This is a genomic window from Vibrio sp. B4-6 (genome assembly GCF_963888245.1).
In the GTDB taxonomy this organism is placed as follows: Bacteria; Pseudomonadota; Gammaproteobacteria; order Enterobacterales; family Vibrionaceae; genus Vibrio; species Vibrio anguillarum.
Window position 1 is genome coordinate 56,576 of record NZ_CAWPIM010000055.1, and the last position, 17,497, is coordinate 74,072.

General features: G+C 44.9%; 12 protein-coding genes and 2 tRNA genes. 3 read left to right on the forward strand and 11 right to left on the reverse strand.

Features of this window, described 5'->3' with window-relative positions; translation table 11 throughout:
* Nucleotides 1–4: 4 nt before the first annotated feature.
* Both cydB and cydX read left to right on the forward strand, forming a co-directional pair.
* Nucleotides 5–1,141, forward strand: a complete 1,137-nt coding sequence (cydB, locus tag AACV20_RS13140) for a cytochrome d ubiquinol oxidase subunit II (protein ID WP_170907439.1) — start codon at nt 5–7, stop codon at nt 1,139–1,141.
* A 12-nt stretch (nt 1,142–1,153) separates the two neighbouring features.
* Nucleotides 1,154–1,255 (forward strand): cytochrome bd-I oxidase subunit CydX, encoded by a 102-nt coding sequence (cydX, locus tag AACV20_RS13145; RefSeq protein WP_013856710.1) that lies wholly within the window; start codon nt 1,154–1,156, stop codon nt 1,253–1,255.
* 113 nt (nt 1,256–1,368) lie between these two features.
* Here cydX and AACV20_RS13150 read toward each other — a convergent pair whose 3' ends face one another.
* From AACV20_RS13150 to AACV20_RS13165, 4 genes are all read right to left on the reverse strand, one after another.
* On the reverse strand, nt 1,369–1,731 hold the full coding sequence (locus AACV20_RS13150) for a RidA family protein (protein WP_064625364.1): 363 nt from the start codon (nt 1,729–1,731) through the stop codon (nt 1,369–1,371).
* A gap of 12 nt (nt 1,732–1,743) precedes the next feature.
* The gene (locus AACV20_RS13155) at nt 1,744–2,796 is read right to left on the reverse strand and encodes a lactonase family protein (protein WP_170907440.1); all 1,053 of its coding nucleotides are present in this window, start codon (nt 2,794–2,796) and stop codon (nt 1,744–1,746) included.
* Between the two features lie 309 nt (nt 2,797–3,105).
* Nucleotides 3,106–3,182 (reverse strand) — tRNA-Val (locus AACV20_RS13160).
* A gap of 37 nt (nt 3,183–3,219) precedes the next feature.
* A tRNA-Val gene (locus tag AACV20_RS13165) sits at nt 3,220–3,296 on the reverse strand.
* Nucleotides 3,297–3,568: 272 nt separating this feature from the next.
* Between AACV20_RS13165 and AACV20_RS13170 the strand changes: the two genes are divergently transcribed.
* The gene (locus AACV20_RS13170) at nt 3,569–4,630 is read left to right on the forward strand and encodes a GGDEF domain-containing protein (RefSeq protein ID WP_170907441.1); all 1,062 of its coding nucleotides are present in this window, start codon (nt 3,569–3,571) and stop codon (nt 4,628–4,630) included.
* Here the strand turns inward: AACV20_RS13170 and AACV20_RS13175 are convergent.
* From AACV20_RS13175 to AACV20_RS13205, 7 genes are all read right to left on the reverse strand, one after another.
* Entirely contained in the window at nt 4,618–5,289 is a 672-nt protein-coding gene (locus AACV20_RS13175) for a DUF2726 domain-containing protein (RefSeq protein ID WP_013856668.1), read from the reverse strand. The genes AACV20_RS13170 and AACV20_RS13175 overlap by 13 nt on opposite strands.
* A gap of 338 nt (nt 5,290–5,627) precedes the next feature.
* Nucleotides 5,628–11,669, reverse strand: coding sequence for a pullulanase-type alpha-1,6-glucosidase (gene pulA / locus AACV20_RS13180; RefSeq protein ID WP_170907442.1), 6,042 nt, complete (start codon nt 11,667–11,669; stop codon nt 5,628–5,630).
* A gap of 390 nt (nt 11,670–12,059) precedes the next feature.
* Nucleotides 12,060–12,878: a hypothetical protein gene (locus AACV20_RS13185; protein ID WP_019282558.1), complete on the reverse strand. Its 819-nt coding sequence runs from the start codon at nt 12,876–12,878 to the stop codon at nt 12,060–12,062.
* A gap of 160 nt (nt 12,879–13,038) precedes the next feature.
* Nucleotides 13,039–14,013, reverse strand: coding sequence for a chemotaxis protein (locus AACV20_RS13190; RefSeq protein ID WP_026027355.1), 975 nt, complete (start codon nt 14,011–14,013; stop codon nt 13,039–13,041).
* Nucleotides 14,014–14,037: 24 nt separating this feature from the next.
* A complete protein-coding gene (locus AACV20_RS13195) occupies nt 14,038–14,817 on the reverse strand; it encodes a substrate-binding periplasmic protein (protein ID WP_019282559.1) in 780 nt (259 codons plus the stop codon).
* Between the two features lie 157 nt (nt 14,818–14,974).
* Nucleotides 14,975–15,655 (reverse strand): response regulator, encoded by a 681-nt coding sequence (locus AACV20_RS13200; RefSeq protein ID WP_170907443.1) that lies wholly within the window; start codon nt 15,653–15,655, stop codon nt 14,975–14,977.
* A complete protein-coding gene (locus AACV20_RS13205; protein WP_088732552.1) occupies nt 15,652–17,271 on the reverse strand; it encodes an ATP-binding protein in 1,620 nt (539 codons plus the stop codon). Before AACV20_RS13205 ends, AACV20_RS13200 begins: the two co-directional genes overlap by 4 nt.
* Nucleotides 17,272–17,497 lie beyond the last annotated feature (226 nt).

Here is a 17,497-nt window from a genome sequence, read left to right on the forward strand (position 1 = left end):
CACAATGTTTGATTACGAAACCTTACGTCTGCTGACTTGGGCGATTGTCGGTATGCTATTGATTGGTTTTATCATCACCGATGGCTTTGATATGGGCGTTGCAGCGCTACTGCCCATTTTGGGACGCAGTGATGTTGAACGAAGAGTGATGATCAACAGTATCGCGCCTCATTGGGATGGCAACCAAGTGTGGTTGATTACTGCTGGCGGTGCGATTTTCGCTATCTGGCCACTGGTTTACGCCACCGCATTTTCTAGTTTCTATTTAGCGATGATGTTGCTACTTGCTGCGTTATGGCTGCGCCCAATTGGTATGGATTATCGCTCAAAAATCGATAACCCCTCATGGCGCAAGGCGTGCGATAACGCACTGTTCATCAGTGGCGTTGTGCCGCCCCTCATCTTTGGCATTGGTTTTGGTAATTTATTGGTAGGAGTCCCTTTTCAGCTCAATAACTTATTGATGCTCGATTACCAAGGCCATTTTTGGGATCTATTCACACCATTTCCACTACTGTGTGGCCTGCTCAGCCTTGCCATCGTCATCACTCAAGGCGCAACGTTTTTACAGCTCAAAACTTGTGATGTGTTATGCAAGCGAGCCCATAGCGCGTCGGTCGTCAATGCCAGCATTGCCGTGGCTTTATTTCTCATCGGCGGATTCTTGGCAGCCAACATGGCGGGTTATATTATCGTGAGCCCAATTGTCACGGATGCCGCTTCAAACCCCTTGCATAAAGAGGTGGTTAGCATCGCTCGTCATTTACTGCATAACTATCAAGCACACGCCATGCTGTGGTTGATCCCTTGCATGGGCATCGCGAGCTTATTGGCGTGCATATGGGCAAGCCTGAAACGAGCATCTGGCGGGGCATTCTTATTCTCTAGCCTTGCTATTGCATGCATTATTTTTACGGCAGGCGTGGCGCTATTTCCGATGATCATGCCATCAAGCTTAATGCCATCACACAGTTTGACGATTTGGGATGCCACATCCAGCCAAAAAACACTCAATATCATCACGCTTGTCGCCATCTTAGTGGTGCCAGTCATCCTCAGTTACACGGCTTGGGGTTACTACAAAATGTTCGGTCGATTGAGTGATGATTATATTCGCAACCACAGCGTATCGCTGTACTAAAGGAGATGACTGATGTGGTATTTCTGTTGGGTTCTTGGCGTATTACTCGCCTGCGCATTTGGCATAATCAATGGATTGTGGCTTGAGCAAGCAGAGCACTTCGATGAATCGTAACTCACTCATATGCAAGCAGATAACCTGCTAAGAAGCGTTAAGATCATCAAGCTTTAAGATAAAAAATGGCGCTGTTTTTAGCGCCATTTTTTATCACATCGTAAGAAACGTATTTACTGAAATTTTGGGCCAGCCGCGGCAACAAAAGCCATCTCAACCAGATAGTCAGGGCTTGCCAATTGCGCTTGAACGCAGGCTCGGCTTGGTGCGCATCCTTCTGGAAACCAGCTATCCCACACTTCATTCAAAGCGGCTAAATGAGCAAAATCCGTGACATAAATCGTCACCGATAACACGCGACTTCTGTCGCTGTCGATCGCCGTCAACTGCTGCTCGGCTTGGGCTAAGATCTGCTCAACCTGCCCTTTTATATCGGCTTTTGTATCGCTATCAGCCACTTCCACAAAGTGGGCAATGCCGTTGAATACGGTAATGTCAGACCAACGTTTACTTGGATTAATACGATGAATAGTCATTAATTTCTCTCTTTATGGTAAAGATAACTCGCAACAGTGCTGTTCGATCACACAGACTGGCGCGCCGACTTTGCAGCTAAAGCCGCTGGCAACCAACCTGCCTGTGGTTTCATCTCGGCGATAACTGGCGATTGTGTGTGAATGTTGGCTAGCAACCAACAACCAATCTCCATCCGCAGACAAAGTGAAGTCACGCGGGAATTGGCCACCGACGTCAAATGCGGCAATCCATTGCGGTTGTGGCTGGCATAGTTCAAAAAGAACGATTTTATTTTGCTCTCGGCAGGAAGCATAGAGAAAACGTTCATCGGGCGACAACTTAATCGCCGCAGCCGCTCCACTTTTCGCCTCATTCGGCAAGAGATCGCACTCTGCCTCTATTTGCCATTGCGTCCCGGGAAATACTAAGGTGACCAAAGTCTCCGACAATTCACAGACCACAAAAGCTCGGGTTTCTGCGTGATTAAACACCACATGGCGCGGCCCACTCCCCGCAGGCATCTCTACAGTTTGCGCCAATGAAAATGTCTGATTATCACTGTTGATGGCGAAAAAATGAATTGCATCACTCCCTAAATCGACCACAACCAGTTGCGACGACTGTTTAAGGAAAACCACCTGATGAGCGTGAGGTGAGGTTTGGCGCTCTGCATTTGGCCCCTGACCATCAATCCATAGGTCAGCGATGCATAACTCCGGTTTGCCAGTGTCGTCCAAACGAACAATGTTCACATTACCCGACCCATAATGCGCCACAGCGCAATAGCGCTGCTTGGCATCAATAGCAAGATGACAAGCATAGCTACCAGACAATGGTATTTGAGAAACCAAACCCTTGTTAATGTGTATTAATTGTGGGTTGTCGCTCGCTTCTACCTCATTAAAAGTGTAAAAGCCTTTCGTTGTTTCGAGAAGGTAGGAAGGGTTACGCGTCGCCATTACCTCTTGCAAAACACTAAGTTCACCCGTGATGGTGTTAAGCTCAATCAGCTCAACGCCGTTACTATTGCTTGGTGCATCCGTATAAGTACCAATGTAAAAACGCGCGGCATTGTGTGTGCTCATTTTCCACCTATCATCAAAAATAAAACACTATACCCAAATTTCACCTTAATCTGGGATAATTTAATTAAGCTGCCTGTATGGCAGTGATGAAAACCGCCATACAGTCCAAACTTAAATCCAATCGGGCGATTGCGGAACATAATCAATGAACAACATGCTCGGAATAATGTTTATTTTTCCTAGAGGATAAAATCCATCTTCGCTGTTAAATAATTTTCCGCTATAACGTTGCGTGGGTTTTTCGTCTAATACTGATTTGGTATGTCATAGATACAACAAAGCCCGCACGTGGCGGGCTTTGTTTGAATTTGGTGGGTCTTATTGGATTCGAACCAACGACCTTCTGGATGTCGACCAGACGCTCTAACCAACTGAGCTAAAGACCCAAATTTTTGTTCTTGAGCATGATACATGCAACTGAAATGGTGCGTCCGAGTGAACTCGAATCACCGACCCCCACCATGTCAAGGTGGTGCTCTAACCAACTGAGCTACGGACGCATATCTTCAGAACGGAGTGGATATTAACGGCTGTTTTTGCTGTGTGCAAGTCTATTTTCTTTGTTTTTGAGCCAGTTGGCTTATCTATCACCAGCTTGTCTGTTTTTTATTCACAACTCTGGGGTTAAGCACAATAACCGGATCAACAATAGGTGTAAGCTGTCCAATTTATTTCATTGTATAAGTTATGTGAGATTATCCATTGATTCGGACCAATTATCTCGTACTATAACCTTTATCAATATCTTCGATATGCAATACGGTGACGTAACATGGATGCGCGATTATTCAACCATTCTCATCATTTGAGAGCCTCTGTACTTTGTGGGTTAAGCTTACTGCTGACCGCTATTGCATTTTTCTTCGTCCTATTTAACATTTTTTACACTTACAGCTACGGGCTAGCAGCATTAGAATTTGTCTTCATGTGTTACTCCTATTACGTTTACTTGATTGCAAAGCAACAAACACATTCAGCTACTCATATTCGTATCTACGTTTATTTTCTAATCTTTATTATCAGCGCAGGGACTTTTATCCAGCCTTTAAGTAATGGTCTATTTTTATGGACCACGTTTTTCCCAGTACTTTTTTACCTATTGCTAGGGGTTAAGCATGGCCGCCTCGCTACGGGCATCGCACTCATTCCGCAACTGTTCAACATTTATTATCAAGCCTTATGGAATGAAGCTTATGATCCAATCCCGTTGATGATCAATCTGCTTCTTTGCTACTGCGGAATTTGGACAGTGGCTCATATTTTTGAATCTAGCCGTAAAAAAACCGAAAACTCACTACGCTATCTTGCTTCTCGTGATGCGTTGACGGGCTCTCACAATCGTTTAGCACTCACTCATGCCTTCGCTCACTTTGTGCAAAATAAGGTAGATACCACTTTATGTCTTCTGGTGATTGACCTTGATTATTTTAAGCAAGTCAATGACACCCATGGGCATGATGCCGGTGATAAGGTGCTGATCGATACGGCGCAGGTAATGTCTCAAATTGTGGGCGACGATAACCTCTACCGTATCGGCGGGGAGGAGTTTTGTGTGACTTTGTTTAATAACAGTATCGCGCAAGCCGAACATGTGGGAGAAAAATTACGCGAAGCGATTAATCAACATTTGTACGCTTATGGCTCGAAGCGAATCCAACTGACCTTAAGTGTCGGTATTTGTGAATACCGTGAAGGTGACAAGTTGGATGTACTACTGAAATTAGCCGATGTTGAGCTTTATAAAGCGAAGAAAAATGGACGTAACCAAGTTCGTATTTGCCAAGTCAATGACAGCAAAAATGATGCGACACTTTGGGCTTCTCAGAGTTCTTGATCCTCTCCGACTTCATACACCACATTATAATTTTCAGTATAGGTACACTGTGGTTGACGGCTACACGTAAAGAATCGTCGGCCTTTGAATTCGCCTTGGCTGGCAATTTTTATCACCATTGGGCTGCCACATTTTTTACAAAAACGCACTTCTTTATCGGTTTCAATCAAATCGATATGTGCAGCCAGTAACCTTCTTAGTTTACTCACTTGATAGCTGTGTTTGATGTTCGCACCAATCAATGGAATGTTGGCAGACTTACACACATGCATCAGCAATTTTTCACGCTCTACCTTGCCTTTATGCAGTTCTTTTCCGTTATCCAACTCGATGATGACTCGCGGCTCTAAGGTTCTTGCATCACACACCACAAAATCAAAATAGTTTTTGGCGATTCGGTTATTGGCGATGAACCACTGCTTTTTATTCAAGTTCGCCGCTGGGGTAACCACGTTGGCCATTGAAACTTTAGCCAACACCACACCGTGTTCCCCTACTGCAGATTTCAGTGCGTTATGAAAGGCGCCTTCCGACATATTGAGTAACGCCCCTTTCTTCTTATAAGCGTAATCTTTGGTATCGTCGTGTTTGATCACGTACTTTTGGATAAAGACAAAAAACAGCACCAGCAGTGCAACAATGATAAAAATGTTGGTCATACGATAAAAACCATGTTGAAGTAATTAGCTAACTCGCTAATTAATAAACGAAGTACCGCCCAAAGGCCAGTTTATTACTATGGATTTGTTGAAGAGGGTGACCTAATCCACATGGCAGCAGGCTCTCTTGTAAGCTGAATCTAGAATGTGTACCAGAGTGTCATTCAGGTTGATAAGCTACGCCAATGAGTGAAATGTCGCAACTTGTGTTTTCTGTCAATGGACAATGACCAAACGAGAGGCTCATTAATGAGAGTCTTAGTAGGCGAAAGAAAGAAAGAAAGAAAGAAAGAAAGAAAGAAAAAGCTCGCCGCAGCGAGCTTTCATTGCTTTAACGATTAATCCAGTCGAAGTAAGCGACCAGTTAAAGCCGGAACGATGATTGTCGTTGTACCGATTTGCGTGGCGATCGTCTCTTCAGTCATTAAATCCTTCAATTGAGTCGCAGCTTTTACGCTTCCCATATCAAGAGATAATCTCCGCTCCGCGGTGCTGGTGTTCAGCACATAGAGGATCTGCTCATCACCGTACACTTTAAGATCCGCGTACAAACTCTCGTCAATCCACACATTACGCCGCTCCCCTTTAGCCAGTGACGGGTATTGGCTGCGCAGTAGCATTAATTGACTGACGCTGTTTTTCAGCGCTTGCTGTTGTGGTGACAAGCTTGAACCATCTACTTTGCCACTAGAACGAGCAACGTGATCATCACACAAACCAACAGCGGCACAATTTTGTGTCACTTGCGCTGCAAAGTTTTCGACTTCATCCCCAATCTCTTCACCATAATAAAGCGTGATTGGCCCAGAATAAGCAGCAAGAAAACTGAACGCGGCAAGATGTCGCGCATAATAATCGCCTAAATTACCTCGTTGGATCAGGTCACCAAAGCGAACCAAATCATGGTTACCTAACATTAGATTTGGCATGGCGTGATAAGGCGATTTCGCTCGGTTATTCCAACTGGCTTCTAGACTCAGAGCGCTACCGCTTGCACCAGATTCTTCCACTGCTAGTGCTTGCATCACACCATAGCGTAAAGGAAAGTTGAAGGCAGAGGAGAGCGCTGGGTTTGCATCACTGCCATACGCAGTTAGGGTAATGTCATCAGCCCCTTGCCACACTTCGCCGACCATATAACCTAATGTGCCCCATGATTTCCCTGCATTGAGGTTATCTTGCGATGCTTGTTCAACCGCCGCGCGCAGCGAACGCCAGCTCTCAAGCGGGACTTGATACGCTTGGTCTAAACGCCAGCCATCAATGCCAAACTCACGGATCCAGTAGCTGGTAACTTCAGTGAAAAATGCCTCACTCGCTTGGCTAGGATAAGTGACCAACTTGCCCGGATAACCACTTTCTCCGTCATGAAGCTGAGGCAACTTGCCGCTCGGTGACGCTTTCACGCCAACAGAGCTTGTGTGACCAAATACGCCATCCAATAACACGTACAACCCTTTGTCATGCGCACTATCAATCAGCTCTTTTAGCTTAGCGTTGCTGCCAAAGTTAGGATCTACGTTGAAATAATCACACGCAAAATAGCCCGTAGCGTCAAGCTTATCATCGCCATTTTGACCCGCGCAGGAATCAAATACTGGCGTTAACCACAACGCATTAACGTTCAAGCTAGCAATGTAATCCAAGCTATTGATGATGCCTTGCAAATCACCACGGTGGTGCGAGTTGCCGTAACCAACGCCGTAATCAGCGTTTGAATCTCCATCAACAAAGGATTCCACCATCACTTGATAAATTCGCAAATCACAAGCGGGGTTATTGTCCTGATAACACGCGTAGTCAACACCCGTATCCACAACGCCAACCACCAGTTGCGATGTGTTGGATGCATCCAGTGTGAACTTCCAAACACCTTGCTCTGTTACGGTAAGCTTGATATTGCCATTTCCTGCATTTTCCAATGTCGCGGAACCGCTAGCTATATTAAAGCCACCAAAACCCAGGTTTAGTGTGCTCCAATCTTCAGAAGCAATTTTGAATTCATACACTCCGGGAGTCAGATAACCTTCAAACGTGTAGAGACCATTTTGCTGATAGGATAATGGATTTGAAACTCCCCAACCGTTCATCGAACCACGCACGTACACCGTGGTTGAACCATAAGGTGCAACATCAATTGGTGGCGCATCAATGCTTAAGCCAGCACCCTGCTCGCCCTGCTGCGGCATCACAAACACTGCCGCCGTTAAGGCTGGAACGGTAAAGCGGCCATTGTTAAACTGGCTCTCTTTGACGCGCACATCTTGCGCTGTGCGTAAAACAGGATGTAATTCAAAGCGCTGCGCGTTCGGAATAACCACACTTTGCTCAACGCTATTGGCGTTGATGGCGACAACAATGGCCTCAACGTTAGGGTCGAGATCCGCACCAGCTGAAACACCATCATTAACCGACATAACAATCATGCCAGGCTGCGCATTTGGCCCCGTATTATGGAAACGAACACGATTTAACACTTCTTGCTCAGAGATTAGCTTGAGCAACGGTGTTTGCGCACGAATCGCCAGCAAGGCTTTGAAGGCATTGTCTGTCCATGCGATATCTTGCGCGGAAGCCACTGTATTGGGGTTGGTTATCACACTTTGAATCGCACTCCAGTTGGCCTGATCTTTATCTGCTCTTGGCAAGCCGACATTCCAGTTGTTGGTCTGCTTGCTAAAGTCAACACGGTTGTACCAATCACCACTGTCGTAACTGTCGCGCGCCATCGATTTTGAGCGAAGTAGTTCTGAACCCATATGGAAGAAAGGAACACCTTGCCCAAGCATTACTGGCGCAAGACCAATGATCTGCATGCGCGCTCGATCCGCTGAGCTGGTTTCTGCTTTTGCTTTATATTGGTTGAAGTCCCACAGGGTTTGATTGTCGTGTTTAGAGACGTAGTTAATCGACTCTTGTGGGTCAAGTGTATAGGCCGCGCCTTGACCACCGTATTGGAAATCACGGCCAAGTACTGTCATGCCGCTGGCGGTTTGCAATGGATAGGCTTGTAAATTGCCAGCCATGCCATAGCGAATTAAGTCCATTTTCGATTTCAGCTCATCACTAAATCGATCACCTGCATTAGCAAAACCCGGAGTGGTTAATAGCGCCTCACCGCTATCAAATGGACCACCGCCACGCACACCGTCACGTAAGCGATCGTTATAAGTCCCTATTCCCGTTCCAGCCATTGGCCATTGCGTGGCATTTTCGCCTCTGGCACCGTTGGCGACTTCACCAAAGTTCCAGCCTTCACCATAGAACCAAGTGTCAGGATCAACCGTTTTCGCCGCCTCATAAATCTTGAGCATGCTTGATTTCATCAGGTGTCCCATAAGATCGAAACGGAAACCGTCGATTTTGTAATCTTGCGCCCACATCGTGACACTATCGGCCACCAGTTTCTCGAACATACGGTTTTCTGAAGCGGTATTGTCACAGCAGCTAGAATTTTCAACCGCACCTGTGATGGGGTTCAAGCGGTGGTAATAACCGGGCACGGTTTTATCCAGTACTGATTTGTCATACAAACCTGACGAGTAGGTATGGTTGTAGACCACATCTTGCACGACTCGAAAACCAAGCTGATGCAGTTTTTGCACCATTTGGCGGTACTCTTTCACCCGTGACACACCATCACTTTGCACTGCATAACTGCCTTCTGGCGCGCTGTAATGGAATGGATCATAACCCCAGTTGAAGCTGTCAAGCGGCCGCACATCCGCAAGTAATGCTTGTGCTTGCGGTGTATCCGGGTCGGTTTTTTCCAACAAAGAAAGTATGGTCGCGCTCATCGACGTGCCATCAGAACAGAGCGACGCTTGCGGGTTAATACTACACAGTTTTGCGACCGTATCATTAAGATCGACCCGCTTTTGCTCATCTTCTGGAATCGACGCTAAATCATAGCTTGGCAGTAAGTGAATGGTGGTTAAACCCGCTTGTTTTAAACTTTTCAGGTGCGCAACACTGTCACGTTCTTCTTCCAAGAAGGCAAGGTACTTACCGTTGTATTCCGCTGTTCCTTTGCTATCACTGTTGCTGAAGTCACGAATGTGTACTTCATAAAGAATGTTATCTTCAGGATGACTCAGTTCAGGAATAATTTGAGCATCCCAATCGTCCGGTTTTGACTCTGCTGCGGTTAAGTCCACCAATTGAGAATAAAGGCTGGATGTGCTGAGCGATTGCGAATACGGGTCGGTCGTCGTCATCCATTCAAGTTGCGCCGTTTTAGGATGGTAGGCCTGCACGCGGTAACGATAGAAACTGTTTTTCAGTGAGCGCTCACCTTGATAGTGCCAAACTCCGGTGTTTGGATCTTCAACCATCATCTGCGGTGAGGTACTGCGAAGGGTTTTATCTTGATCATACAGATACAGCTCCACTTGCTGCGCGGTCGGAGCCCATAGCGCAAAATGCGCGCTATCACCGTCTATCCAAGCGCCAAGTTTCGCTTCATCGGCATCATCGCTGCCCGCCGTGTAAAGATTATCGACTATTCCTGGGATCTGTACTTTTGTTGCAACCAGTACTTTACCTTCAGCATCTCTCGCCACTGTCAGTAGCTGAGTTTTCAACAGCGCTTTAGCTTGTTCATTGCTCACATCCAATGTGAAGGCTGTTCGACCCGCTAAATGTGGGAAATGCGCATTATTTGTCACGCCTGACAAGGCTAATGGGTAATGAATGAATTGTTCAGGATGGGCGATATCACCATTGCCTTGCGCGCGGCTCCAAAGCTCATAGCTTGCCGCTTCGCTGTGATCGAACCACGCCAGTTGATTTACCGCAAGCCAATGTGCAGCTGCGCCCTCAATGGCAACTTGAATTTGCTCATTCGGAGAATAGTTCAACACCGCACTACCGTGGCGCGTATAAAGCGTATTGCCTTTGACAAAATCCAGCACTAAATCATCGCCGCCCAGCGCTTTATCATTGCCACTGTGCACAATAAAGTTCATGCAGTTGCCATGTTCTGCTTTAAGTGGAATGCGATATATCGCTCCATAAATCGGGTCGATTTCTGAGGCTAAGTAAGGATTTCCCCAATCCACGCCATTAAGCGCAGATTCAGAAACAGAATCACAGCTACCGTTGTTCCAAAGGTGTAGTCCCCAGCCGTCATAATTATTGTCATCACGCAGGTAGTAAATGATCGCTTCTTGATAAGTTGGGGTTGGCTCGGTTGTCGAGTTATCCGCCTGTTTCGGTTGTGGATCAATGCTGTCGGGGATGCCATCACCGTCATCGTCGCTTGAGGCAAAATCCCCTAGCCCATCGTTATTGGTATCAAGGCTTTCTAAGCGATCTCGTGGGAATACATCCTGCGCGTTGCCCACGCCGTCACCATCAATATCGTCATCTTCGCTATCGGTAATACCGTCACTATCAAGGTCAGCAGGAACGCTTGAAACATCATTGGCGTCCGTTCCTAAACGCGCTTCATCGGCGTTGCTCCACCCATCACCATCAATATCATCATCTTCGACATCCGCAATGCCATCGCCATCGAGATCGGCAGCAAAGCTTAAGGCGTCATAAGGATCTGTCCCTAATCGCAATTCAGTTTCATCAGGCCAGCCATCGTTGTCATCGTCTAGGTCTGCGTGATCGCCAATGCCATCATTATCGGAGTCAATACTCTCTTGGATGTCGTAAGGAAAGTGGTCAATCAAATCGGCTACGCCATCTCTATCGCTATCAAAGCCAATAACAGGCTCACCATTTTCAAGCATCAGTGTTTTATCGCGAATATCGCTCTTTTCTCGCTGTGCTTTTTTGATCTCATCGCCAAACCGTTTACTGGCTTTTTTCAAGGTATTGGCCAATTCAGGCAAGCTGGAGTCATCGATAGTAGCAGGTAGCAGTTGCGCTAGCGCTTTAGCAGATTGAGCAACCAAGATGTGGTTATCGACATAATCCGCTTTGACATCCAGAGTTGGAATACGCAGCGCCTTTTTCAGCTCAGCCAATGCTTTACTCTCTCGCTTACCATTTTGCATCTGCACGCTGAGGTAAGTCGTAAAAGGGCTGATCACTGGATAATTTGCTGGCGCCATCATTAAATAATTGCGCGCCGCTTTGACGGTGGGAATATCTTGGTCAACGGTTTTTCCCTTGATGACAGAAGCCATCAGATAATAATTTTTGACGTCACCACGCAGCCCCGCCACGTTAATTTTTGCGATACCTTTTTGGTCGGTATACGCTTGAGGTCCGTTTTGTTCAAATTGACGATTGCCGTTCACATCCAGCCAAACTTGGGCATTGGTTAAATACCCATCCATGACTTGAACGTCTAACGAGTCATTACAACCCGCTAGCATACCAATTGAAGCAAACGCTAAAGTCATTCTCGTTAGGTTTGTTTTCATTGTTGTAATCCGTTTTATAACGTTAGTGCTCGTCCTGCTCTCACTGCTGGCAGAAAACCTATAAATCAGTAGACATATGCCTATATCTACCTAAGCTAACGTTATAATTTTGACACTGCCAATTACCTCCCCCTTGCCATTTTGCTCTCAGGGCGTAGAGCCAAGGGAGGAGAAGAAAAACACAGAGTTCACTCACGCTCAGGGTAAATGAGATGAAAGGAAAGCAGAGAGAGCAAGATAAAAACGTGATCGGAAAGACAAAGCGTAGAATGAGGAATGATAAAGTGTGAAAGAATATTACATTTTGACCAATCTAATAGAGTTTGATCTTAGTCCCATAGCTAAGTCCTGAACATAAAAAAATAGCCAAGTATTGAACCTAAAAATAGCCTATTGAGGGATATCTAAATGAATGATGGTACGACTTTCAGGGTGCAGTGCTTCTAAACTGTTACCCCAATGTTTTTCAATCAATTTATCCATTAAACCACTGTTTTGAGCTTTGCGTAGAGCGCGATCAATGATCGGCTGGTAGCGTTCTGTTTCTTGGCTAAGATAAAAAATGAAATCGCTTTGATATTGCAATATCAAGCGCTGTTCAATGGCCAGATACGGAAGTGATTTAGCTTCATCGGAAATTTCATTCATACCTCTTGGAAAATAGTGAATCGGCCCTTCTGCAGATAGTTTTTGATAGAGATTTCGCCATTCACCGTCTTGTTGATACACTTTTAAGCTATTATTGCGCCAGACCTCAACATCATACCAATTAACGCCTAACCCAGCGGTTAATCCCGCTTTTTGTAAATCATTAAGCGAATGAATAGTATCAAACGTTCGTTGTAATTGAGGTGGAATCAACAAAATACGTTTACCAATCAGTCCTTTGGTCAATGGAACATTTATGCCCGCATAACGCTCATCTCGTTCTTGAGTTTGTAAAAACCACATCAGTGATAATTGATTATTTTCAACCATTTTACTAATTCGTTTTTGAGGTACATGATCCGGCGTAATAATTATATTAACCTTAACCCCCTGCTCCTCAAGCGATTTTTGCAATAACTCATGATAATAAACATGAGTATTATTTTGTAGTGTTGGCAAATGTAAGGTTAACGACATTTCTGATGCAAATACTTGGGTGTGTAAAGCAATAGAACCCAAGAAAATCAGCATAGTAATTCGCATATTACTTGTTCGCTTCATACTGCCTACCTCCAAAATATTTTCCTATCTAAACTATAGCCCCTTTGATTGGTTTATGTGCGGTGGTATTCGATTGCAAATAAAAGATGTGGCTGGTGATAAGTAAAAAGAGCCTCATATGAGGCTCTCCTTTACTGACTAAAGATAGGCAACTCTAACATCAAGCAAACACATACTTATCCATCAGGGTGACCATTTTGCCAATTTCGGGTTTGGTCAAGGTATCATCAGCACCCAGTGCTAATGCTTTTGCTCGGTTATCATCACTCATGATCGAGGAGAACATCACTATCGGCGTTGTTTTATAAGTTTCGCTGTCACGCAAGCGCTTCAACAAGTGCATACCATCCATGCGCGGCATTTCTACATCCGTTACGATCGCATTCACTAACTCTGTCACGGGTACGTTTTCGGACTTGGCTACTTTTTCAATTTCCATCAATTTCTCATAGGCTTCACCACCGTCTTTACACGCAATAATGTTGTAGCCTGCAGAGCTTAATGTATCTTGTATTAAGCTTCGGATAAACGCCGAATCATCCACCACCATGATGGTTTTCGCATTACGTTTGCTGATCATTTTTTGGTTGAGGTCGACCGATCTGTCCACCGTGACATCGTATTTTTCCATACTCAATTCAGGGTTGATGTCAGCGATGATTTTCTCAAAATCCAAAATCATGATCAGGTTGCCGTCTTTGCGAACAACCGCCACGACGCAATCTTGCTCACCCGCTTCTAAAAACTGACTCGGCGATTCAACATCGTTCCAAGAAATGCGGTGAATACGACTAATGCTGTCAATCAAAAAGCCATTGGTCATACGGTTAAAATCCGTCACGATAACAAACTTTCGATCAAGGCTTGGATTAGTAGGCACACCAAGCCAACCGGCAAGATCAACTAACGGCGTCAGTACATCACGTGATGAAAACACACCGATCATATGCGGCTGAGCATTAGGATAATCAGTGGTATCAGGAACTTGTATCACTTCCCTAACTTTCGCAACGTTAATGCCGTAATAGCAGGTTTTCGTGCGTCCATCTGGCAGTACCTTTTCTAAATGAAACTCGATAATCTCAAGTTCGTTGGTACCACTCTCTGTCAAAATTGTACTACTTGGGTTGCTCATACTGGTCACTAATCTTCAGAATGGTTATTGGTATTTGTTTAATATGGCTTGATATCGATTAACACCGTCTTCATTAACTGTGTTCTTTACTTTATCAATACCCATTTGTAAATCGTCTAGTAGGGCTTGGTCTACATTTTTGTTAAAAGCATAGTAAAGTAATCCCTGCTTTAACACATAAATCGTTTCAAATTGATCGGGTACATACCCTGCTTGCTTTATCCACCAATGAGCTGAGCGCTCATCGTAAGCGATCAAATCAATACGTTTTTTCACTAACTGCTCTGCAAGCATAGTGACATCGGTCGCTTCTTGCATGGAATCTCTTGGGACACCATACTGCAATAGCATCTGTTCACCGACATCGTCTTTTATTACCCCAATTTTATAAGAGGTAATTTCTAAAGGCTCTCCAAGTTTGATATTACTACCTTTACGAGCAATTACCGCCACTTTAATCTCATCAATTGGACCTACCCAATGAAATAACTCTTCTCTATGTGACGTCCTTGTTGTTGAGAAAAGTACCCCGTCTTTTTTCAAGATGGCAGAGCGGTAAGAACGAGCCCACGGTTGCAATACGATTTGGCTCAATAACACCTCATGCCCTGAGAATGTAGCGGCTTCTTGAAGTAAATCAACCGAAATTCCAGTGATTTTGCCCTGATTCATAAAATTAAAAGGGGGGTAGGCCTCTGTATAATACGTTAGTGTTTCAAGACTAGCGGGATAAGCAGGTGATGATGCCAACACACTGATTAGCCACATAGGTAGAATAGTACGCAGATATTTGATTACGTTCATCCTCTCTCCTACATGATGTTATCTGCCTTTTGTCCTTAAACTTTAGATGGGGTTTGAAACGCCGTCTAGTTGATCGCAAGCATTCATCATCAACAATACGAACGACGTGATTAAATAGCATTAAATTTCATGCGGTTAACCCATTAAATCTCTCGGCCTAACGCACAACTTTTTTATAGCAACGCTCCGGGCGACCAACCGTGCCGTAATTTAAGTCGGCGGTTAGCTCACCACTGCTGATTAAATATTCCAGATAACGCCTTGCCGTGGTTCGACTTGCGCCAATTTTTTCTCCCGCTTCGTCCGCGGTCAAACTGCATGGTGTATTAAAAAGATGGCGTATTTTGTCTAGCGTAACCCCATCAATTCCTTTGGGAAGACGCAGATGAGTGGGAAGCTCACTGGTATTGGCTGTCAACATTTTATCAACTACGTTTTGGTCAACATCAGCCACGGAGCCCAGCTCTAATTGTTGGGTTTGGTATTTCTTCAATGCCGATTCAAGACGGGGAAACATGACTGGCTTGAGCAAGTAATCAACTACGCCACCACGCATTGCCTGTTGTAGCGTCTCAACATCGCGCGCTGCAGTAATCAAAATTACATCACAGCCTTGGTTATTGCCTCGAACTTTCTGTAAGAGATCGAGCCCCGTACCATCCGGTAGATAAACATCCAGCAATACTAAATCGGGTTTGAGGATACCTAACTGCAATTGGGCATCGGCGTGAGTCGTTGCAATGCCAATGACTTCAAATCCCTCAATTTGTGTCAGGTAACGATGATGTAATTGCGCAATCGCGATATCATCTTCAATGATCATGACACGGGTATTCATACTTGTTCTTCCTTAGGCAGATAAACCGTAACTCTTGTTCCAACATCTTGATTACTTTTCATTTCTAGCTGCCCTTGATAGCGATCAGCTAACTGTTTTACCAGGTGTAAACCCACACCTCGGTTATGTTTTGCTTTGCTAGAGACTCCCTTTTGCCATAATTGCTGTGGCGACATTTGTTCGGGTAAACCACACCCTTTATCATCCACTTCAAGAATAATTTCGGCACCATAATCGCTGAGTGACACTTCAATGATGCGTCGTTCTTGTGTCACCCGTTTTTCATTGCGGATCATCGTGAGTGTCGCATCAAATGCATTGTCAATCAGGTTACCCAAGATAGTGACGATATCTTCGGCATTGATACGCTGCGGCAAAGGTTCTAGACGCGATCCCTCTTCAACAACTAACTCCAAACCAAGTTCACGAGCCCGCTCAGTTTTACCCAGCAGCATTCCGGCAATGAGTGGATCTCTAACTGTCTCGCGTAGAAATTCAATGAGCGATTGGTAATGAGCCGTTTCTTGGCCGATTAAATGCTGAACCGCTTCCAGCTCTCCCATCTGTACAAGCCCACTGATGGTGTTGAGTTTGTTGCGATGTTCGTGAGTTTGAGAGCGCAGCATTTCAGCATACTCTTTGGTTTGGGAGAGTTGCTCAGTTAACTCGTTGATTTCATCTCGGAGGCGGAAGCTGGACACAGCCCCAACCACTTTACCGTCAACAATAATCGGACTTCGATTGGCGATCAGACGCTGTTGATTGAGATACAGCTCGATGTCGTGATCAGGCGTGCCATTTTCAATAACACTCATGAGATCACTTTCAGGCAGAAACAGAGAAAGTGGCTGATTAAGCGCTTTCTCTCGGTTAATCGCCAAAATCTCACACGCACTTTTATTAATGGAACGAAGAATACCCGCCTCATCAATACTTAAAATGCCTTCCTTTAAGGTACTCATGGTGACATCGAGTTCGACATACAATCGGCCAATCTCTTCTGGTTCAAAACCGAGTATCGCTTTCTGAAAACGGCGTGAGGCGTAGCTGGAAAGTACAGCATTCGCCAGCACTACCAGTAGTGCCATCCCAATTAAGTAGATAAGAAAAGGTTCAATTTTATCTTGTAGTCGTTCTATTAAGTAACCAACTGACACCACACCAACGATCTGTCCTTGGGCATTTTTTACCGCCGATTTTCCACGCACGGATTTACCCAATGAACCCTGAGCAAAAGAAACGTATGACTCACCATGTAGCAAAGCTTGATCGTTATCTCCCCCTTTCATGGGAAGACCAATTCGTTCATCAACAGGATGGACTAAGCGGATCCCATGTTGATCGCCGATAACAATGAAGGTTGCACCGATTAATTTTGTTAACTCTCGATAACGCTGTTGGTGATCCACCCCACTACCAGATTCAAGCATATCGACCACTGATGGAGTTTGTGCAAGAAATGAAGCAACCCCTAAGGCCTTTAAGCCCATCTCTTCTTCTTGAGAATGTTTGATGTACACAAAACCAGCGGCAACTAACAGCAGTAATTCAATCAACCCTGAAAGGGTCATTATGATCAGCATACGCTTACGAAAACTGATACTACTCCACACCATAAATCCCTCTTTAACTCTGCATACAAGCTAACACTTATTTAACATTTGAGCGAAGAGAGAAACGAATAACTGTGAACAATACTACGCATTCCACGCACCATTTTGGTTCGTTTTATTGCAATCTATTTCGAAGACTTGCCAAGCAGAATATGCACAAGGTTTTATAAAAAATTATCATGGTTATTTCGTGATCTATATCACGCCTATTTTAGAAAAATTTTATCTT